Below are 21217 nucleotides of genomic sequence, written 5' to 3'. Positions count from 1 at the left end.
ATTTATGGCATACGAAGGCTGGGTATGAAGCAACTTCCAGGCCCCCAGGGCCTCTATCACCCGTCCAATGAGCACGACTCCTGTGGAGTCGCATTTGTTGTCGACATGAAGGGTCGCCGCAGTCGCGACATCGTCGAAAAGGCGATTACCGCTCTGGTGAACCTCGAGCACCGCGGCGCTGCCGGATCCGAACCCAACACGGGTGACGGCGCAGGCATCCTGCTGCAGGTTCCCGACAAGTTCTTCCGAGCTGTCGTGGACTTCTCGCTGCCCGCCGAAGGCGCGTACGCAACGGGTATCGCATTCCTGCCCCAGGGCGACGCCGAAGCTCACGAGGCTGCTGCCGCGGTCGAGAAGATCGTCGTCGAAGAGGGCCTGACGGTTCTCGGTTGGCGTGAGGTCGGAACCGACGACTCGTCGCTCGGCGCATTGGCGCGCGACGCGATGCCGACGTTCCGTCAGATCTTTATCGGTTCCGAGGGTGACAAGTTCACCGGCATGGACCTGGAGCGTCGTGCTTACGTCGTGCGAAAGCGCACCGAGCACGAGCTCGGCAGCGCGGGCGCAGGCAAGGGCGGCCCGGGTAGCGAGACGGTGTACTTCCCCAGCCTCTCCGGCCAGACCTTCGTATACAAGGGCATGCTCACCACCCCGCAGCTCAAGGGTTTCTACCTGGATCTGCAGGACGATCGTGTCGAGAGCGCGCTGGGCCTCGTCCACTCGCGCTTCTCCACCAACACGTTCCCGTCGTGGCCGCTGGCGCACCCGTTCCGTCGGGTCGCTCACAACGGTGAGATCAACACGGTCACCGGCAACGAGAACTGGATGCGCGCTCGCGAGTCCCTCATCGACAGCGACGTCTTCGGTGGCCGCGAGAACCTCGAGAAGATCTTCCCGATCTGCACCCAGGGCGCATCCGACACCGCTCGTTTCGACGAGGTGCTCGAGATGCTGCACCTCGCCGGCCGCAGCCTGCCGCACGCAGTTCTCATGATGATCCCGGAAGCCTGGGAGAAGCACGAGAGCATGGACCCCGCTCGTCGGGCGTTCTACGAGTACCACTCGGCTCTCATGGAGCCTTGGGACGGACCGGCGTCGGTGTGCTTCACCGACGGCACCGTCATCGGCGCAGTGCTGGACCGCAACGGTCTGCGTCCGTCGCGTCTGTGGATCACCGAGGACGGCCTTGTTGTCATGGCGTCGGAGGTCGGCGTTCTGCCGATCGATCCGTCCACCGTGGTCAAGAAGGTCCGCCTCCAGCCCGGCCGCATGTTCCTCGTGGACACGGCTCAGGGCCGGATCATCAGCGACGACGAACTGAAGTCGGAACTCGCTGCCGAGCATCCGTACCAGGAGTGGATCGACGAAGGTCTGATCCACATGGACGATCTGCCGGATCGCCCGTACACGTACATGTCGCACGAGCGTGTCGTTCTGCGTCAGCAGCTCTTCGGTTTCACGAGCGAAGAGGTCAACCTCCTCGTCAAGCCGATGGCCCTCTCCGGTGCCGAGGCTCTGGGCTCGATGGGTACCGACACTCCGATCGCCGTGCTCTCCGCACGCCCGCGGATGCTGTTCGACTACTTCTCGCAGCTGTTCGCTCAGGTCACCAACCCGCCGCTCGACGCTATTCGTGAAGAGGTTGTCACCAGCCTCGGTGCCACACTCGGCCCCGAGGGTGACCTGCTGCACCCGAGCGCTGATTCCTGCAAGCAGATCGCGCTCCCGCAGCCGATCCTGCACAACGACGATCTGTCGAAGCTTGTTCACGTCAACGACGACGGCGAATTCCCCGGCTTCCGCAGTGTTGTCATCCGTGGCCTGTACCCCGTCAAGGAAGGCGGCGACGGTATCCGTCGTGCGCTCGACGGCATCAAGTACCAGGTTTCGCAGGCAATCGCGGGTGGCGCACGCCTCGTCGTGCTCTCGGATCGCGAGTCCACCGAGGATTACGCACCGATCCCGTCGCTGCTCCTGACCTCGGCTGTTCACCACCACCTGGTTCGTGAGAAGTCGCGCACCAAGGTCGGTCTCATCGTCGAGGCCGGCGACGCCCGCGAGGTGCACCACATGGCGCTCCTGATCGGCTTCGGTGCTGCCGCGGTCAACCCGTACATGGCTTTCGAGACCATCGACGAGTTCCTGCAGAACAAGGAACTCGAGGGTCTGACCCTCGAGAAGGGCATCGCCAACTACATCAAGGCAGCCGGCAAGGGTGTCCTGAAGGTGATGTCCAAGATGGGCATCTCGACGCTCGCGTCGTACACCGGTGCTCAGCTGTTCCAGGTCATCGGCCTGTCGCAGGAGCTGACGGACGAGTACTTCACCGGACTGCAGTCGCAGCTCGGCGGTATCGGCCTCGATCAGATCGCAGCCGATGTAGCTGCACGTCACCGCGTCGCGTACCTCGATCGTCCGGAAGAGCGCGCTCACCGCGAGCTCGAGGTCGGCGGCGAGTACCAGTGGCGTCGTGAGGGCGAGTACCACCTGTTCAACCCGGACACGGTCTTCAAGCTCCAGCATGCAACTCGCACCGGTCAGTACGAGGTGTTCAAGGAGTACACGACCATGGTCAACGACCAGTCGGAGCGCCTTGCGGCTCTGCGTGGTCTGTTCGACTTCAACATCGGCAAGCGGCCGTCGATCTCGATCGACGAGGTCGAGCCGGCCAGCGAGATCGTCAAGCGTTTCTCGACGGGTGCGATGAGCTACGGTTCCATCTCCGCCGAGGCTCACGAGACCCTCGCCATCGCGATGAACCGGCTGGGCGCTCGCTCCAATTCCGGTGAGGGCGGCGAACATCCGTCACGCTTCACGCCGGACGAGAACGGTGATTCGCGTCGCAGTGCGATCAAGCAGGTCGCTTCGGGACGCTTCGGTGTCACGTCGCACTACCTGACCAACTGCACCGACATCCAGATCAAGATGGCGCAGGGAGCCAAGCCCGGTGAGGGCGGCCAGCTTCCGGCTCACAAGGTGTACCCGTGGGTGGCCGAGGTTCGGCACTCCACGCCTGGCGTCGGACTCATCTCGCCGCCGCCGCACCACGACATCTACTCGATCGAGGATCTCGCTCAGCTGATCCACGACCTGAAGAACGCCAACCCGCAGGCCCGCATCCACGTGAAGCTGGTCTCCGAGGTCGGCGTCGGAACCGTCGCGGCCGGTGTCTCCAAGGCACATGCCGACGTCGTTCTGATCTCCGGTCACGACGGTGGCACCGGTGCCACCCCGCTGACCTCCGTCAAGCACGCCGGCGCACCGTGGGAGCTCGGCCTCGCCGAGACCCAGCAGACGTTGCTGCTCAACGGTCTTCGTGACCGCATCGTCGTGCAGGTCGACGGCCAGCTCAAGACGGGTCGCGACGTTGTTGTTGCTGCTCTGCTCGGCGGCGAGGAGTTCGGTTTCGCCACCGCACCGCTGGTGGTCTCGGGCTGCATCATGATGCGCGTCTGCCATCTCGACACCTGCCCCGTTGGTGTTGCGACGCAGAACCCGGTGCTGCGCAAGCGTTTCAGTGGCAAGCCGGAATTCGTCGAGAACTTCTTCATGTTCATCGCCGAAGAGGTTCGCGAGCTTCTCGCGGAACTCGGTTTCCGCACGCTGCTCGAAGCAGTCGGCCAGGTCGACATGCTGGACACCACACGCGCTCTCGATCACTGGAAGGGAAGCAAGGCAGGCAATCTCGATCTGTCGCCGATCCTCACCCAGGTCGAGTCCGCGTTCATGGATCAGGATGTCCACTGCACCGGAACGCAGGATCACGGCCTCGACAAGGCGCTCGATCAGCAGCTGATCGTCTCGGCTCGCAATGCACTCGACAAGGGTGAGCCGGTCGTATTCGAGTCCGCGATCACCAACGTCAACCGCACGGTCGGCACCATGCTCGGCCACGAGGTCACCAAGGCGTTCGGTGGAGAGGGCTTGCCCGACAACACCATCGACATCACGTTCACCGGTTCCGCCGGTAACAGCTTCGGTGCATTCGTGCCCCGCGGTATGACCCTGCGCCTGAACGGCGACGCCAACGACTTCGTCGGCAAGGGTCTCTCGGGTGGACGCATTGTCGTACGCCCGCCGCTCAACGCAGCGGAAGGCTTTGTCGCCGAGGACAACATCATCGGTGGCAACGTGATCCTGTTCGGCGCCACCAGCGGTGAGGCGCTACTGCGTGGGATCGTCGGCGAACGCTTCGCAGTCCGTAACTCCGGCGCCACTGCCGTCGTCGAGGGTGTGGGCGATCATGGTTGCGAGTACATGACCGGTGGCAAGGTGGTCATTCTCGGTAAGACCGGACGTAACTTCGGTGCCGGCATGTCCGGTGGCGTCGCTTTCGTCTTCAATCCGGACCGTGATTTCGAAGCCAACGTCAACAGTGAACTGGTGGACATCGAGGACCTCGAGGGCGACGAGTACGTCTGGCTCAAGAGTGTCATCGAAAGGCACCGCGACGAAACAGGTTCCGAGGTTGCTGCGCGGATCCTCGCGGACTGGTCCCAGCAGGTGACCCACTTCGCCAAGGTGATGCCGCGTGACTACAAGAAGGTACTGATGGCAATCAAGGACGCCGAAATCCGCGGCGCAAACGTCGACGAGGCAATCATGGAGGCAGCTCGTGGGTGATCCAAGCGGTTTCCTGAAGCACGGTTCGCGCGAATTGCCGGTCCGTCGTCCCGTTCCACTGCGCTTGCTCGACTGGAAAGAGGTGTACGAGGAGTTCCCGAAGGAAAACCTCAAGACCCAGGCCAGCCGTTGCATGGACTGTGGAATTCCGTTCTGCCACAATGGTTGCCCTCTCGGAAACTTGATTCCCGAGTGGAACGACCTGGTGTACAAGGACCACTGGCACGACGCCATCGAGCGTCTGCATGCGACCAACAACTTCCCGGAGTTCACCGGTCGCCTGTGCCCCGCGCCGTGTGAGGCGTCCTGTGTCCTGGGCATCAACCAGGATCCGGTCACCATCAAGCAGGTCGAGGTCGAGATCATCGACAAGGCCTTCGACGAGGGATGGGTCAAGCCGGTTCGCGCCGCTCGTTCCACCAACAAGCGCGTCGCAGTTGTCGGCAGTGGTCCGGCCGGTCTGGCTGCAGCGCAGCAGCTGACCCGGGCCGGTCACGCAGTGACGGTCTTCGAGCGGGCTGACCGCATCGGTGGCCTGCTGCGTTACGGCATCCCCGAGTTCAAGATGGAGAAGCGCCACATCGACCGCCGTCTCGAGCAGATGGAAGCCGAAGGCACCGTCTTCAAGACCAACGTCAATGTGGGCGTGGACATCACGGCTGACGAGCTGCGCGAGCAGTTCGACGCAGTGGTTCTGGCCGGCGGCGCTACCGCAGCTCGAGACCTGCCGATCCCCGGCCGCGAACTCGACGGCATCCACCAGGCTATGGAGTACCTCCCGATCGCCAACCGTGTTCAGCTCGGTGATCTCGATGCTCCGACCATCGATGCCAAGGGCAAGAAGGTTGTCATCATCGGTGGCGGCGACACCGGAGCCGACTGCCTCGGTACCTCGCACCGTCAGGGCGCTGCCAGCGTCCATCAGTTCGAGATCATGCCGCGCCCGCCGGAGACTCGCGCCGAGCAGACTCCGTGGCCGACATACCCGTTGATGTATCGCGTGGCCTCGGCTCACGAGGAGGGCGGCGAGCGTCTGTTCTCCGTCAACACCGAGAAGTTTGTCGGTGAAGACGGCAAGGTCACCGGCCTCAAGGCCCATGAGGTCGAGATGAAGTCAGGTCGCTTCGAGAAGGTCGAGGGCTCGGACTTCGAGCTCGAAGCCGACCTCGTGTTCCTGGCGATGGGCTTCGTCGGACCCGAAAAGCCGGGTCTGCTCACCGATCTCGGTGTCGACCTGAACGAGCGTGGCAACGTCGCCCGCACGTCCAAGTGGAACACCAACGTCGACGGTGTCTTCGTGGCCGGCGACATGGGCCGCGGTCAGTCCCTGATCGTCTGGGCCATCGCCGAAGGGCGTTCCGCAGCAGCCGCTGTGGACACCTACCTCGAAGGTGAGACGGCGCTTCCGGCTCCGATCCTCCCGACGGCGGCTCCGCAGCGCTAGTCGCACGAGATAAGACAAAACCGCACCCCACCACGACGGTGGGGTGCGGTTTTTCGTGAAGCCGGTTTATCCGAGTGGCGACTGATCAGAAAGATTGGCGTCGAACATCGATCGCCAGCTCGGTGCGGGACGCGCATCCGGTCGCAGCAAGGATTCGGCTGACGTACTTCTTGACGGTGTCCTGGGTGAGATTCAGTTGCCCGGCGATCGAGGCATTACTGCGGCCGTCGGCGACCAATGTCGCTACCTCTCGTTGGCGTGCCGTGAGCTTTGCAAACAAGTCGAGTCCTGGCAGGGTCTGGAGGCCGCGAGTGAGTATCGAGAGCTGCCGGGCCAAGAGTCGAAGAGCCAGAAGATCTTTCGGCCTTATCGCATCTTTGTCGGGATCGAACAGCCCGATCAGTGCATGCCCGCCCGCCGCGAGATCGAGGTGCATCGCAGTGATCGAATGCATCTGGTGCGGATGAAGATATTCGTGAACGTAAACCGCCGCAGGCTTGGGTAGCCCGCCCAACTCGGAAAGTGACGCGACTCTTGTCGATTGGAGCTGCTGCCGTGCTTGCGGGAGATTGAATACGTCGTGGCGTGCCCAATGTTCTTGGTAATTCGCCTTGATCGTCTCCCAGCTGTCTGAGCCGGAGCCGGCAGCTGTGACCGTGGCGTTCCGGTCGGTGAACTGGCTCTCGAAGGTGTCGCCTACGAAACAGGATGTGTGCCGGATGGGGAATGCTGCGGGTATCGCCTCGACTATGACGTCCCGGAACTCCGTCACCGTTCGCACCGAATCGCAGCGATCGAGGACTGCGAAAACTCGCTCGTATTCGGCAGTGGTCAACGCGATGTCACTCACTGATGTCCCCCAAAGTGCACTGGTGCTGAGCTAGAACTAATTCTAGCGTCGTATCGACTGGTTCAATCGATATTGAGGAGTATTTCCATGGGCAGGCTACGTTTCGGTGCTTTCGTTGCACCGCATCATGCGGTTGGACAGAACCCGACGCTCGCGTTGCAACGTGACCTGGAGCTGGTGGAGCACCTCGATCGTCTCGATTTCGACGAGGTGTGGATCGGTGAGCACCACAGCGCGGGCAGTGAGATCATCGGCAGCCCCGAGATCTTCATCGCCGCAGCGGCAGAACGCACCAAACGGATCAAGCTCGGCACCGGTGTGACGTCGCTCAGTTACCACAACCCACTTTGGGTCGCGGACCGGTTGGTGCTTCTCGATCACCTCACTCGTGGCCGCGTAATGCTCGGTGTCGGTCCAGGTTCACTGCCGACCGACTCGTCGATGATCGGACTCGATCCCACGGAGTGCCGCGAACTGCTCGAGGACAACCTCGACATCGTGGTACGACTGTTGAACGGTGAGCGCGTCACCGCTAAGACCAAGACGCACAATCTGGTCGACGCGCAACTGCAGCTTCGTCCGTACTCGCACCCGATGTTCGACATCGTGGTCGCCGGAGTGGCCTCGCCGACCGGACCCCGGTTGGCCGGTAAGCACGGTCTGGGGTTGCTCTCGATCGGTGCGACCCTCACGCCGGAAGGCTTCGACGCGCTCGGTCATCACTTCGGGATCATGGAGGAACGTGCCACCGAGTTCGGTACCGTCGTCGATCGTGACCAGTGGCGACTGGTGTGCCCCATGCACATTGCGGAGACGGAAGAGCAAGCGCAGGAAGATGTGCGGTTCGGGCTCGGAGAGTGGATCGACTACTTCGGCAAGGTCGCGGCGTTCCCGCACTTCGGCTCCGGCGGCGCCGACATGGAACAGATGATCGCGTACATGAACCACTCCGGCATGGGCGTTATCGGAACTCCGGCTCAGGCGCGGGAACTGGTCGGCAAACTCGTCGAGCAGTCAGGTGGGTTCGGATCGATGCTGATCATGGGTACCGACTGGGCGAACCCCGCCGCAACTCGGCGCTCGTTCGAGTTGATCGCGCAGCAAGTGGCGCCGCACTTCCAGGGACAGTCGCAGCCCACATTCGACGCGGCGACCAGGGCGGGCAAGGTACGCGAAAGTCACAACGAGGCACAACATGCCGCGATTGCGCACATGACAAAGAAGTACGAAGACGAATTGGCGGCAAAGGCATGAGGGCGGCTGTCCTGTATGGCGTCGACGACCTTCGCGTCGAGGATATTCCGGAACCGGAGCTTCGCGAGGGCTACGTGATGGTCGAGGTGGCGTTCAACGGCATCTGCGGCAGCGACCTCGGCTTGATTCACGCTTACGGGATTTCCGATCAGCCGCATCCCTTGACTGGCGCGTGTGGACCGCAGGTCCTCGGCCACGAATTCTCCGGAATCATCTGTGAGATCGGTGCCGGTGTCGTGGACGTGGCTGTCGGAGACCGAGTAGTGGTGGCGCCCAACTATTGCTGTGGTCAATGCGCGCGATGCCGTAGCGGTCTCGAGCATCTGTGTGTAATGACGGCCTTCCATGGGATCAACGCGCATGGCGGAGGATTGTCGGAGCGCACCGCAGTTCCGGCAAGTGCCGTGCATGTTCTTCCGGACTCCGTGACTCTCAGGCAGGGCGCGGTGATCGAACCGCTATCCGTCGCACTGCATGCGGTAGAGCTCTCCGGCGCGGCGGCAGGTCAGTTTGCGCTCGTCCTGGGAGCGGGGCCCATCGGTATCGCGACTGCCCTCAACCTCCGGGCCGGTGGAGTGGACCGGATTCTGCTGAGTGAGCCGTCGCCGGTACGCCAAGCCGTGGCCACGAAGATGGGGTTCGACGTGATCGATCCCGGCATCGATGATCTGGCTGCGGCCGTCGCCCAGCGAACGGACGGGAACGGCGCCGACGCGGTGTTCGAATGTGCCGGTGTCGCAGCGACAGTCGAGAGTGCACTGGCATCGGTGCGAGCGCGCGGCGCAGTCGTCCTGGTAGCGACGTACAAGGAACCGCTCCAGTTCAACCCGTATGCGCTGATGTTGACCGAGGCACGAGTGATGTCGTCTCTCTCGTGTTCGCGTAAGGAATTCGAGAGCGTCATCGACCGGATGGCGTCGGGCGCTTATCCACTCGACCACTGGGTGGAATGTGTCCCCCTTGCGGACATCGTCGTCGAAGGAGTTGAGGCGGCGTCCGCTGGTCGCCGGATGAAAGTACTGGTTGAGGTCGCCACAGGAGGGCTCTGACCAAGTATGCTGCTCAAATATCTGCGGTGACTACAGGGGTCTGCCCGATCGGATGCGGGGTGTTTGATGGGTGCAAAGCGCTTTGTTGCGATGTTGTCGGTTGTTGCGGCCGCTGGTGTAGTGCAGGCCGTCGGCGCACCGACGGCGTCCGCAGCGCCCTGCCCCGAACTGTATGTCGTGGCGATTCCGGGAACGTGGGAGCCCTCAGGCGTTTCGCCCGGTGCAGGCATGCTCGCGCCGGTCACCAGTGGCCTCCCGTCGTCGGTGCGAACCGACTACGTCACGTACTCGGCTACCGCCTTCCCGTGGGAATCGAATGTCTACGCCAGGTCGAAAAGGCAGGCGGTCGATAATGCGCGCGGCATGATCGGGGCGATGGCGGTGTCGTGCGGCGACACTCGATTCGCGATAGTCGGGTACAGCCAGGGCGCCGACGCGGCCGGCGACCTCGCAGCCGAAATCGGGACAGGCATCGGCGTCGTTCCGCCCAATCGTGTTGCGGGAGTCGGTCTGCTGTCCGATCCGCGTCGCGCCGAGTCCGATGTGTTGATCGGTCCGTGGGTTGGCGGTAACGGCGCCAGTGGTGCTCGGATCGGCGGATTCGGTTGGCTGTCAGCCGATACCGTCACTCTGTGTGCTGCGGGCGATCTGTACTGCTCGACGCCCGAAGACGATTTTGTGATGCGTCTGGCCGGATTCATGGCGCAAGTCTCCGATCCCACTCCGGCAACGGCTCTCTCGTTGCGCGACGAGGCGGCTGTGATCGTTCGTGACTTGATCACTGCTGGTGGGCTTCCCGCTCTCATGGCGCAACTTGATCCCGGCGCCAACGATCGGCGTGTCGATCAGTTGGTCGATTTCTACGGGTCACAGGTTCATACCGACTACACCCGTTACGTAGTCGACGGTTCGGGCACCACCGCTACATCGTGGCTGCACAATTGGCTGGCCGGTAAAGCCTGATCAGCAATACGTGTTTTCTGCTGTCTCCACATAGATTTCGGCGATTCGCTGTGACGGCATCGGAGTGACCTGGGCATACACGTCGCCAACTGCCTTGAACTCTGCGAGCACCTCGGATCGCGGCATGCCCTGGGCGATGGCGTTGCAGGTTCCGTCGGCATAGAGGATCTCGGCGGAATCCATGCCGCTCGGGGGGATGGCCGCGTCGATTCCCGGCGCGGCTGTTTGTCCGGCGACCGCCGAATCCTGTGTGTCCGTTGTGGTCAACAGCGGGACCTTCAACAACAACGGGTTCAACCTGCCCATTGGTGACGGTGACATGATCATCGCGGCAGAAGCTGGGGCGGGCGAGGGTGTGAGTACTGTTCTTCTGCCACGCGATGACGGTCATTTCGGTGTTTACGCCAAGCCGATGACCGTGCCGGGTGGTGTGCTCGGTATCGATCTTCCGTTCAACAATCTATTCGGTTTGGCGGGCGTCACGGCTGAAGTGCAGGCGGTGGGCGTGCCCGTCTTCAACGATCTGATCACCAACATGGATATCAGCCTCCCGGTTCGGATGAAGATCAACAACGCTTTCCTCGGCAACAACTGCTACCTGGGATCCGAAACGGCGCCGGTGAACTTCCACCTCACGCCTACGGCTGAATCCAGTCCGGCTTTCGAAGTAGCGCCGTCGGGGGCGTTGAAGGTTAGCCCCGTCAAGAGTGCGACAACCGATTTCGCTATTCCGTCTGCCAGTGGTTGTGGCCCGTTCGGAGTGTTGAATCCGATCGTCAATTGGCGCGCCAAGGCGCCGGCAACTTCGGGTACGTCGCTCAATACGGTGTCCACGGCATACCTGTTCCCGGGCGGTATCGACGGATCTGATCCGCTCGACGACCTCGGTGGTGGAACAGGCTCACTCGGGTCGAGCGGTAGCTCGGGTTCCTGACCGTTCTTGCCGCGCTTCGGCTTCGGTTGCCTCATATTTGCCCGTAGCTCAGTATTGTCAGCGGAAGTCATTGTCTGCTGTTCACTACATACGGGGGAGATTCATCGATGAATCATGTTCGAGTTCTGACTTGGGCGGCTGCAGGTGCTGTGGGAGTAGCAATATTCGCTGGCGCACCTGCAGTTGCCGAACCTTTGCCTCCGGTGCCATCGGTGGTAGCGGTCAATTCGATCGAGCTCGTTCGCTCGCTGCCAATCGGCGCCGAGGTTACGGTGTCGGGAATTGCGACTACGTCATCCGGGGATTTCGAATCCAGCTTCTATGACAAGGGATTTGGTCTCCAGAGCGGCAATTCGGGCATTTATGTCAGTGATCCTGACAACTCGGTTGTGACTGTTGGTGACCAGGTCGAGGTCAGTGGTGTTCTCGCGGATCAGGAGGGCCTGCTTGTCATTCGTCCGAGCGTGGTCACGCGTCTTGGTTCCGCCCCGGCGGTACGGCCGGAGCGGTTGCCGCTCAGTGTAATCGGCGAGAGCAGTGAGGGACGGCTTGTCACGGTGTCCGGCATCGTCAGCGCGCCGGTCATCGACGATCTGCCGTACGGACACAAGATCTTGGTGTCGGGAGCGGGAGGAAACACTGTCATCTTCGTGAACACGCAGGCGGGTCTCGACCCGGCGTCCATTCTGGTTGGCCGACCGATCACCGTGACCGGCTTCAGTGGGCAGTACGCGGACACGTATGAAGTGCTTCCCCGATCGAAAGACGACGTCCGACAAGGATTTACGGGAAGTCTTTCATTCGGGAGCTAACAGCCGCCTCATAGAGCCCGCCTCATAGAGCATTGATGCGGGCTCCGACGCGCATGGAACTCGGGTAGAACCGGCTGAGTCGGTACCCGAGTTTCGCTTCGGGGGTGACGGGCACAATTGCCTTGTTGGTTCGCACTGCCTTGACGATTGCGCTTGCCACCCGGTCGGGCGTGAAGTTTCGTCGACGGTAGAAGTTGTCCGCCTTCGTTTGGTTTCGAAGTTGTTCCGCTGCAGTGGTTCCGGCAAACTCGGTGGTCTTGACGATGTTGGTGTCGACAATCCCCGGGCAGATGGTGCTGACGCCGATTCCGTGCGGAAGTAGTTCTGCGCGCAGGCAATCGGAAAGCATGAACACTGCGGCTTTGCTGGTCGAGTAAGCGGTCAACGCTTTTTGGGGTGTGTATGCCGCGGCGGACGAGAGGTTGACGATGTGTCCGCCGGAGCCGCGTTTGATCATCATCGGTGAGAAGGCGCGGCAGCCGTACACAACTCCCCAGAAGTTGATGTTCATGACTCGCTCGAACTGGGCCACAGTGGTGTCTGCGAAGGTTCCCGAAAAACCGATACCGGCATTGTTGACGACGATGTCGGGAACTCCGTGATGTGCGGCTACGGTTTCCGCGAATCGAGTCATGGCGTGCTCGTCGGAAACGTCCACGTGATACGCGTGTGCGCCTCCACCGAAGACGGCTTCGGCTCCGCCGGCACTTGCGGGTGAGTTGACGAGTGCGGCTGTGTCCTGGGCACTTTCGAGGTTGACGTCGCACACAACGACGATTGCGCCCTCGGCGGCAAAAGCGAGCGCGGTCTCGCGGCCGATGCCACTGCCGGCTCCGGTGACAACCACGAGTGTTCCGGTGAGGTCGCGTAGGCGTCGCTGCAGCTTTGCTCCGCGTCGCCAGCTCCCGATGTCCTTCAGTAGTCCCATGCGGTTCAGTCTCATGTGTTTCCCCCGTCGTTTTGCGCAGCTTAGGCTATTTTGCGAAACACTGTGTCTCAGGTCACAAACTGTGAGAACTTCGCTTCACACCGCAGTTGTACGACCGACCTGGAGGTTTCGATGAGCCGCAATTCCCGATCAGGTAGTCGCCGCGCGGCAGCTGCCGCACTGGCGATCACCGCAAGTTTGTTCCTTGCATCATGTGCTGGAAATGACGACAACGAGGGCGGGGGCGGAGGCGAGTCGGCTGATTCCGGGTCGTCGTTGAAGATCGGAATGGTCAACGAGCAGGCCGATCCCGGATCGCCCACCAAGGGCGGTACTCTCACGTTCAGCGGCTACTCGCCGGTGACGACGCTCGATCCGGCCAAGGCTCAAGTGAGCGGCTCCACCGGTGGCAGCGAGCTCAGTGCAATCTACGACGTGCTGATGCGATACGACCCCATCGAGCAGACGTTTGAACCGCAGCTGGCGGAGTCGCTCGAGCCCAATGCAGAAAGCACAACGTGGACGTTGAAGCTGCGCGACGGTGTGACGTTCAGCGACGGAACACCTTTCGATGCGCAGGCCGTCACGGCGAGTATCAACCGGTACATGACCAACAAGGGACCGCAGTCGGGGTTGTGGATTGCCAAGGTCGCCTCGATGGACACGCCGGATGCAACGACGGTCGTCTTCAACCTGGTTGATCCCTGGACGGGAATCGAGCCGATGCTCTCCACCGGCCCCGGAATGATCGTCGCTCCGGCTGCGCAGCAGGGTGATCAGTTCACGCCGATCGGCGCCGGTGCGTTCACGCTCGAGAAGTTTGCTCCCAACGAGGAAATGCTGCTCGCTGCTCGTCCCGATTACTACGGCGGCGCGCCGAATGTCGACAAGCTCAAGATGGTCAGCATTCTCGGTGCACAGCCCACCTCCGAGGCGTTGAAGTCCGGTGGGATCGACGCCGCGTACATACGAACGTTGGGGCCGATCCTCGATCTGGTGGAGTCCGACTACCCGGGATTCATCGACATTCCCTCGCTCGGCTACATCGCAAACGTCAACATGGCCGCTGGTCGACCCGGAGCGGATCTGCGTGTGCGCCAAGCGATGGCATACGCCGTCGATCCGGCCACCCTTGATGTCCGGGCCAATGACGGCAAGGGCCTTCCGGGTCAGGTGATCTTCCAGGACACGTCTCGCTGGCACAACGATGTCGCTCCGATCGGTGTGGATCCGGCCAAGGCCAAGGAACTGCTCGATCAGGCGAAGGCGGACGGTTACAACGGCAAGATCAGCTACCTCACCATGCAGGAGCCGTCGGCGCAGGCCACGGCACTCGCTGTGCAGGCCATGCTCAACGCCGTCGGGTTCGACGTCCAGATCGAGAACGTCAACAACGTCGGTGACCTGGTCAAGCGGATGTACGCCGATCGCGACTACGACATGGCGACCGCTGCTCTCAACCTCACCGAGGCGGACCCCTCCGAACGTCTCTACACGGGTCTCAAGACCGGTGGGCGTAACAACACCACGGGTTACTCGGACGCCGAAATGGATCAGTTGCTCGACGAGTTGGGTGTTGCAATCAGCGACGACGACAAGAAGGCCGTCCTCGTGAAGATTCAGGAACGCGCCAACGAAACCCTGCCGTGGCAGGTGTGGGGCACCGGACCGGCTTTGGACGTGTGGAACCAGAATGTGCACGGACTTCAGCCGAGTATCGACGGGATTCTGCTCTTCGACGAGGTGTGGAAGAAGTAGGGGCTACGCCCCCGTGCGCCTTTCTGGTAGCCCCCACTGCCAGAAAGGCGCACAGGCCATTGGCCTCGTACTTTCCACTGAGTGGGACTGAGAATTAATACTTGTGCCTTAGGTCACAAACTGTGACAGCTTCGCATCACATCACAGTTGAAGGTCCGATCTGGAGGTTCGTAAATGAGTCGCAGTTCTAGGCGCGGCAGTCGAAAGGTCGCAGCAGTCGCACTGGCTGTTTCCGCCGGTTTGTTCTTGGCTTCGTGTGCCGACAGTGGAGCGGACGGCGGCAGCGGCGACGCACCCGAGTCCGGCTCAGCTCTGACGATCGGTCCCGTCAACGCATCGACGAACGAGGGCGATCCGGTCAAGGGGGGAACGCTGACATTCAGTGGATACTCCGCGGTGACAAGTCTCGATCCCTCGAAGACACAGATTGCCGGCTCGGTGGCCGGCTCGGAGCTCGGGGCGATCTACGACACCCTGCTTCGTTACGATCCCACGTCGCAGAAGTTCGTTCCGAAGCTCGCCAACTCGATGTCGCCGAGTTCGGATTTCAAGACCTGGACGCTCAAGCTGCGCGATGGTGTGAAGTTCAGTGACGGCACGCAGGTCGACTCTGCGGCAGTGTCGTCGAGCCTGGCTCGATACGTCACCAACAAGGGACCGCAGTCCAGCCTGTACGCGTCGAAGGTCGCGTCGGTCGACACGCCGGACGCGTCGACGGTTGTCTTCAATCTCGTCGACCCGTGGACGGGTATCGAGTCGCTGCTCGCCACCGGCCCCGGAATGATCGTTGCGCCCAGCGCGCAGCAGGGTGATCAGTTCACGCCGATCGGCGCGGGTGCGTTCACACTCGAGAAGTTCGCTCCCAACGAGGAGCTGATTCTCGACGCTCGTGAGGATTACTTCGCGGGTGCCCCGAACGTGGACAAGTTGCGCATGATCAGCATCGTCGGTTCGCAGGCCACGAGCGAGTCGCTCAAGAGTGGCGGCGCAGATGCCGCGTACATGCGATCACTGCCGAACGTGCTCGACCTCATCGACTCCGGCTACCCGGGCTACGTCGACATCCCGTCGCTGTCGTACCTGTCACTGCTCAACACGGCTCCGGGTCGCCCGGGCGCCGACGTGCGCGTGCGTCAGGCACTGGCTCTGGCAACGGATCCCGTTGCACTCGACAACCGACTCAACGAAGGTAAGGGCCTACCGGGGCAGGTCATCTTCCAGGACAGCTCGCGCTGGCACAACGACGAGGCTCCGATCGGTGTCGACCCGGCCAAGGCCAAGCAGCTTCTCGACGAGGCCAAGGCTGACGGTTACGACGGCAAGATCACGTACCTGACAATGCAGGAGAATTCGGCTCAGGCGATGGCTCTCGCGCTGCAGTCGATGGCAAATGCCGTTGGTTTCGACTTCCAGATCGAGTACGTCAACTCGGTTGCCGACGTCGTCAAGCGTTTGTACGTCGACCGCGACTTCGACATGTCGACCGGCTCCGCCAACCTTCCGGAAGCCGATCCGTTCGAGCGTCTGTACTCGAACCTCAAGACCGGTGGACGTAACAACGCAACAAGCTTCTCCGACGCTCAGATGGACACGCTGCTCGACGAGTTGGGTGTCGCGACGTCCGATGACGCGAAGAAAGAGGTCCTGGCCAAGATCCAGGCACGCGCCACTGAGGTTGTGCCGTGGCAGATCCTCGGCAACACGCCGTGGCTTGGCGTGTGGGCCAAGAACGTTCACGGTGTCCAGCAGAGCATCGACGGAATCATGTTCTTCGACGAGGCGTGGAAGACCAACTGACGGAACGTGAATAACTGAGTACGGCAAAGCTGAAGCCGGAGATGCGCACTGCATCTCCGGCTTCGGTGTATTTCGGGGTGTCCAGGTATTTCGCGGTATCTAGTCCATCAGATCGTGGACATAGCACCAGCGCCAGGACTCGCCAGGTTCGTGGGACCGCATCACGGGGTGTCCGGTCTCGCGATAGTGATTGGTGGCGTGTTGGTGCGGGCTGGAGTCGCAACATCCGACGTGGCCGCAGGTGAGGCAGATTCGCAAGTGTGACCAGTTGTCCTCGCCCAGCTTGGCGCATTCTTGACAGACGCCGGGAGTTAAAGCGGCCGGGTCGGTTTCGGGCGTTTCAGCCAATTCTTCGCAACCGCTTGCCACCGGTTCGGGTGCCGGTGTGCGGGCGGCGACGCGCTTCAGGATTTTTTTCATCACCATCCATAGTGCACGGTGGCCGCCGATCCTGCATGCTGCCAGAGTGAACGGCATATTACTGGGGGTTGTAGTAGCGGCTTTGCTGGTCGCAGCGGTTGCGCGTCGATTCGGTTTGTCGTCGCCGTTGATACTGGTGGTCTTCGGGTTGATCGCGTGTCAGGTACCCGGCGTACCGGATCTCGAGCTCGATCCGGATCTTGTTCTGTTCGTGGTGTTACCACCGTTGCTGTACTCGGCGGCGTTGGACAGTTCATATCTGGCATTGCGATCGAATCTGCGTCCCATCGGGTTGCTCGCGGTGGGTCTGCCCCTCGCGACGACCGCAGCGGTCGGCTTGGTCGCGTATCTGATCGTGCCGGAGTTCTCGATTGCCGCGGCGTTGGTTCTCGGTGCGATTGTGGCGCCGCCGGATGCGGTGTCGGCGAGCGCAATCGGACGTAGGCTCGGACTGCCGCGTCGGATCATGACACTCCTGGGCGGTGAGAGCCTGCTCAACGACGCCACCGCCCTGACGGCCTACAAGGTTGCCTTGGCGGCGGCCGTTGGCACGGGTGCCACATTGGCGAGCGGGTTCGAGACGTTTGTGATCGCCGCTGTCGGCGGAACGGCGATCGGGCTTGCGGTGGGGTTCGTGATCTCCAAAGTGCGTGGCAAACTTCGCGATCCGGTGATGGAGAGTGCAATCGGCTTGGTGGTGCCGTTCTTCACCTACCTGGCTGCGGAAGAGATCCATGCGTCGGGCGTCATTGCCGTAGTGGTGGCCGGCCTTTTCCTGGGTCAGCGTTCCACTCGGGCCAGTTATGCGACACGCCTGCAGGATACGGCCGTGTGGAAGGCCGTCGACCTCATCCTCGAGTCGTTTGTGTTCCTGTTGATCGGGCTCCAATTGCCCAGTGTTGTGAGCGGATTGCAGGGGTACAGCACCTCGATGGTGGTGTGGGCGTCCATCGCGGTGCTCGCGACCGTTGTGGTTGTGCGGATCGCGTGGGTCTTTCCGGCCACGTACCTGCCGCGGTGGTTGTCGCCGCGGATCCGCGCGCGGGAACCGGACGTGTCGGTGCGGTCGGTATTTGTCGTGTCGTGGGCAGGGATGCGCGGAGTCGTGTCGCTGGCAGCAGCATTTGCCATTCCCTTGACAGTGAACAGTGGTGAGGAGTTCCCCGGGCGTTCGCTGATCTTGTTCCTGACATTTGTCGTCGTGGTCGGAACATTGCTCCTGCACGGTCTTTCGTTGCCGTGGGTTATCCGCACGCTCGGTGTTCAGGGGGAGGAAGCGCAGTCCGACGCGAGAGCGGAGGCGGCCGCGCAGGACAAGGCGGCGCGGGCAGCAGCAGCGCGGCTGGACGAGTTGGTTGCCGAGCAGGACGGAGGTGTGCCCGCGGTGCGGGATCGAGCGGCGGACATCCTGCGGACCTGGAACACGCACCGAGCCAATTCGGCGTGGGAGCGGCTTGGGCGTAGCGACGACGATCTGGGGGAGAGCCCGTCGGCGGCATTCCGGGCTCTGCGTCTCGAGATGATCGACGCCGAGCGGACTGTGTTCATTGCCGAACGCGATGGCGGCCGCATCGATGACGAGGTCCTACGGAAGGTGCTACGTGAGCTGGATCTGGAGGAAGCGACCTTGGATCGGGACTAGATCGGGACTAGACCGATAGGTCTCTTTGGTTTGGCGGAATGCGCAGGCCAGGGCGATTTAGATAACCGTTGAGGACCGCAACTTAACCAATTCCACTGAGCGGGACTCGTTCGAACCATTCTGTGCGTCGCATCACACACTGTTTCTTGTTCAACAAGAAGTCACAGTTTTTCCTGCCTTGGAGGCATCAGAATGAGTCGTAGTTCCCGCCGCGGGCATCGCAGATTAGCTGCGGTCACGCTGGCGATCACCGCAAGTATGTTCCTGGCGTCGTGCGCCGACAACGGGTCGAGCGGCGGCGGTGAATCTGTCGAGTCGGGTTCCGCGCTCAAGATCGGATTGGTCAACGAACAGGCTGATCCCGGCACCCCGACCACGGGTGGCACGCTGACGTTCAGCGGTTATTCCGCAGTGACATCGCTCGATCCGGCGAAGATCCAGGTTGCCGGCGCAACAGGTGGCAGTGAGCTCAGCGCGATCTACGACGTGCTGATGCGCTACGACCCCATCGAGAAGACGTTCGTTCCGCAGTTGGCGCAGTCCCTCGAGCCGAGCTCGGACAGCAAGACGTGGACGCTGAAGCTTCGTGACGGCGTCAAGTTCAGTGACGGAACATCTCTCGATTCCAAGGCAGTTGTCGACAGCATCAACCGCTACGTCAACAACAAGGCAGCGCAGTCGAGCCTGTGGGCAGCCAAGGTTGCCTCGATGGACACCCCGGACGCGTCGACGGTTGTCTTCAACCTCGTCGACCCGTGGACGGGTATCGAATCGATGCTCTCTACTGGTCCCGGCATGATCGTCGCTCCGGCTGCGCAGCAGGGTGATCAGTTCACGCCGATCGGCGCCGGCGCATTCACACTCGAGCGTTTTGCTCCCAACGAGGAGCTGTTGCTCGCTGCCCGTCCCGATTACTTCGGCGGCGCACCGAAGGTCGACAAGCTCAAGCTCATCAGCATCGTCGGAGCTCAGCCCACTGCCGAGGCTCTCAAGACCGGTGGCATCGACGCGGCGTACATGCGTACGCTCACCCCGATCCTCGATCTGATCGAGAACGGCAACCCTGGCTTCATCGACATCCCGTCGCTCGGCTACATCGCGAACGTCAACATGGCCGAAGGTCGCCCCGGTTCGGATCTTCGTGTGCGCCAGGCAATGGCAATGGCGATCGACCCCGAAACCCTCAACACCCGCGTCAACAACGGCAAGGGCCTTCCCGGACAGGTGATCTTCCAGGACACCTCCCGCTGGCACAACGACGTCGCTCCGACCGGTGTGGATCCGGCCAAGGCCAAGGAACTGCTCGATCAGGCCAAGGCAGACGGCTTCGACGGCAAGGTCACCTTCCTCTCCATCCAGGAGCCGTCCGCACAGTCGACTGCGCTCGGCGTGCAGGCAATGCTCAACGCAGTCGGTTTCGACACGCAGATCGAGTACGTCACCGGCGCAGGCGATCTGGTCAAGCGGATGTACGTCGACCGTGACTACGACATGAGCACCGCAGCCGGTTCACTGTCCGAGGCAGACCCGTTCGAGCGTCTGTACACGGGCATCAAGTCCGGTGGCCGTAACAACGTCACCAACTACGCCGACGCCGAGATGGACGTCCTTCTCGATCAGCTCGGTGTTGCCACCAACGACGAGGACAAGAAGGCTGTTCTCGCAAAGATTCAGGAACGCGCCACCGAGACGGTGCCGTGGATCGTCTGGGGCAACGTCCCGACGCTGGACGTGTGGAACACGAACGTTCACGGCCTGAAGCAGAGCATCGACGGAATCATGCTGTTCGACAGCGTTTGGAAGTCCTGACTCGACCTACACGTGTCCGGCCCTCGCGGGGCCGGACACGTTAACCGAGACGAATGAGATACGAGGAATTGCTGTGAATTGCGAGTTGGCTGCCCGAAGGAGACGAAATCTATGAACATCGGCGCAATCGGTAAGAAGTTGGGCCAGCTCGTCATTGTGCTCCTCATCGTCAGTTTCGGAACCTTCGTGCTGGCGTCGTTGATCCCCGGTGACCCGGCGGTCGCGGTATTGGGTGAGGGTCGTACCCCCGCCGAATACGAGGAAATGCGCCAGCAGCTCGGACTCAACGATCCACTCCTGGTTCGTTATTGGGACTGGTTGACGAGCGCCCTTACCGGTGATCTCGGTACCTCGCTGGTCCCGCCGCAGCAGGAAGTTCTCTCCGCAATCGGCTCGGCTCTCCCGGTCAGCGTTCAGCTTGCAGTGATGGGCCTTGTCATCGCTCTTGTTGTCGCCGTTCCGCTCGCACTGTGGTCGGCACATCACGAGGGTGGCGTCATCGACCGCGTCATCAGCGCCGCAACGTTCGGTGTTCTCTCGATTCCGAGCTTCCTGGCCGGTTTGCTCCTCATCATGGTGACGGTGAACTGGTTGGGTTGGTTCCCGCGCTCGCAGTGGGTGCGAATCGGTGACAGCATCTCCGGAAACCTTTCGCACGCAATACTTCCCGCAATCACCATCAGTCTTCTCGAGATGGCGATGTTCACCCGCGTTCTGCGCAGCGACCTCGTGACCACCTTGCGTGAGGATTACATCCTCGCTTCGAAGGCCAAGGGCATGCCCACGCTGCGCGTCCTGTTCAGTGACGCGCTGCGGCCGTCGTCGTTCTCGCTCATCACCATGATGGGTCTGGCACTCGGCGGCATGATCGGCAGCACCGTCATCGTCGAGACACTGTTCTCGCTGCCCGGCATGGGCACACTCATCGTTCGGG

At 61.9% G+C, this 21217-nt stretch carries 16 protein-coding genes; 12 read left to right on the top strand and 4 right to left on the bottom strand.

Annotated elements, in window-relative coordinates; all coding sequences use genetic code 11:
• Nucleotides 1-24: 24 nt before the first annotated feature.
• Together gltB and FEZ60_RS29625 are read left to right on the top strand one after the other, a co-directional pair.
• Nucleotides 25-4623, top strand: coding sequence for a glutamate synthase large subunit (gene gltB, locus FEZ60_RS29630; protein WP_033235342.1), 4599 nt, complete (start codon nt 25-27; stop codon nt 4621-4623).
• Nucleotides 4616-6067, top strand: coding sequence for a glutamate synthase subunit beta (locus tag FEZ60_RS29625; RefSeq protein ID WP_045066156.1), 1452 nt, complete (start codon nt 4616-4618; stop codon nt 6065-6067). Before gltB ends, FEZ60_RS29625 begins: the two co-directional genes overlap by 8 nt.
• 85 nt (nt 6068-6152) lie before the next feature.
• On the opposite strand, the gene FEZ60_RS29620 is transcribed toward FEZ60_RS29625, so the two are convergent.
• Nucleotides 6153-6917 (bottom strand): LuxR C-terminal-related transcriptional regulator, encoded by a 765-nt coding sequence (locus FEZ60_RS29620; protein ID WP_172937731.1) that lies wholly within the window; start codon nt 6915-6917, stop codon nt 6153-6155.
• An 87-nt stretch (nt 6918-7004) separates the two neighbouring features.
• Here FEZ60_RS29620 and FEZ60_RS29615 point away from each other — a divergent pair, with 87 nt between their 5' ends.
• The 3 genes from FEZ60_RS29615 (at nt 7005) to FEZ60_RS29605 (ending at nt 10183) form a co-directional block, all read left to right on the top strand.
• Nucleotides 7005-8171 (top strand): LLM class flavin-dependent oxidoreductase, encoded by a 1167-nt coding sequence (locus FEZ60_RS29615; protein ID WP_033235345.1) that lies wholly within the window; start codon nt 7005-7007, stop codon nt 8169-8171.
• Nucleotides 8168-9220 carry a 2,3-butanediol dehydrogenase gene (locus tag FEZ60_RS29610; protein WP_092805362.1) on the top strand — a complete coding sequence of 351 codons (1053 nt, stop codon included), beginning with the start codon at nt 8168-8170 and terminating at the stop codon, nt 9218-9220. Before FEZ60_RS29615 ends, FEZ60_RS29610 begins: the two co-directional genes overlap by 4 nt.
• A 66-nt stretch (nt 9221-9286) precedes the next feature.
• On the top strand, nt 9287-10183 hold the full coding sequence (locus FEZ60_RS29605; protein WP_172937730.1) for a cutinase family protein: 897 nt from the start codon (nt 9287-9289) through the stop codon (nt 10181-10183).
• Here the strand turns inward: FEZ60_RS29605 and FEZ60_RS29600 are convergent, their stop codons facing one another.
• On the bottom strand, nt 10184-10450 hold the full coding sequence (locus FEZ60_RS29600) for a hypothetical protein (protein WP_239654666.1): 267 nt from the start codon (nt 10448-10450) through the stop codon (nt 10184-10186).
• Here FEZ60_RS29600 and FEZ60_RS29595 point away from each other — a divergent pair.
• Nucleotides 10443-11117: a hypothetical protein gene (locus FEZ60_RS29595; protein ID WP_239654667.1), complete on the top strand. Its 675-nt coding sequence runs from the start codon at nt 10443-10445 to the stop codon at nt 11115-11117. The genes FEZ60_RS29600 and FEZ60_RS29595 overlap by 8 nt on opposite strands.
• A 107-nt stretch (nt 11118-11224) precedes the next feature.
• Complete coding sequence (locus FEZ60_RS29590; RefSeq protein WP_045066162.1) at nt 11225-11929, top strand: hypothetical protein; 705 nt, start codon at nt 11225-11227, stop codon at nt 11927-11929.
• Nucleotides 11930-11951: 22 nt separating this feature from the next.
• Here FEZ60_RS29590 and FEZ60_RS29585 read toward each other — a convergent pair whose 3' ends face one another.
• Nucleotides 11952-12857: an SDR family NAD(P)-dependent oxidoreductase gene (locus FEZ60_RS29585; RefSeq protein WP_045066165.1), complete on the bottom strand. Its 906-nt coding sequence runs from the start codon at nt 12855-12857 to the stop codon at nt 11952-11954.
• A gap of 132 nt (nt 12858-12989) precedes the next feature.
• Between FEZ60_RS29585 and FEZ60_RS29580 the strand changes: the two genes are divergently transcribed.
• Nucleotides 12990-14615 carry an ABC transporter substrate-binding protein gene (locus tag FEZ60_RS29580; protein WP_045066166.1) on the top strand — a complete coding sequence of 542 codons (1626 nt, stop codon included), beginning with the start codon at nt 12990-12992 and terminating at the stop codon, nt 14613-14615.
• Between the two features lie 174 nt (nt 14616-14789).
• Nucleotides 14790-16412, top strand: coding sequence for an ABC transporter substrate-binding protein (locus FEZ60_RS29575; protein ID WP_033235349.1), 1623 nt, complete (start codon nt 14790-14792; stop codon nt 16410-16412).
• Nucleotides 16413-16511: 99 nt separating this feature from the next.
• On the opposite strand, the gene FEZ60_RS29570 is transcribed toward FEZ60_RS29575, so the two are convergent.
• Nucleotides 16512-16832 carry a UBP-type zinc finger domain-containing protein gene (locus FEZ60_RS29570; RefSeq protein ID WP_033235431.1) on the bottom strand — a complete coding sequence of 107 codons (321 nt, stop codon included), beginning with the start codon at nt 16830-16832 and terminating at the stop codon, nt 16512-16514.
• Between the two features lie 46 nt (nt 16833-16878).
• On the opposite strand from FEZ60_RS29570, the gene FEZ60_RS29565 reads away from it, so the two are divergent.
• From FEZ60_RS29565 to FEZ60_RS29555, 3 genes are all read left to right on the top strand, one after another.
• Nucleotides 16879-18474 carry a Na+/H+ antiporter gene (locus tag FEZ60_RS29565; protein ID WP_045066167.1) on the top strand — a complete coding sequence of 532 codons (1596 nt, stop codon included), beginning with the start codon at nt 16879-16881 and terminating at the stop codon, nt 18472-18474.
• A 192-nt stretch (nt 18475-18666) separates the two neighbouring features.
• Nucleotides 18667-20283, top strand: a complete 1617-nt coding sequence (locus FEZ60_RS29560; RefSeq protein ID WP_045066168.1) for an ABC transporter substrate-binding protein — start codon at nt 18667-18669, stop codon at nt 20281-20283.
• A gap of 111 nt (nt 20284-20394) precedes the next feature.
• The coding region (locus FEZ60_RS29555; RefSeq protein WP_172937358.1) for an ABC transporter permease at nt 20395-21217 on the top strand (823 nt) is incomplete at its 3' end.

It is taken from the genome of Rhodococcus sp. MS16, from assembly GCF_013277795.1.
GTDB lineage: Bacteria > Actinomycetota > Actinomycetes > Mycobacteriales > Mycobacteriaceae > Rhodococcus_F > Rhodococcus_F globerula.
Note: the sequence above shows the minus strand (reverse complement) of the source record. Positions and strands in the feature narration are given on the sequence as shown.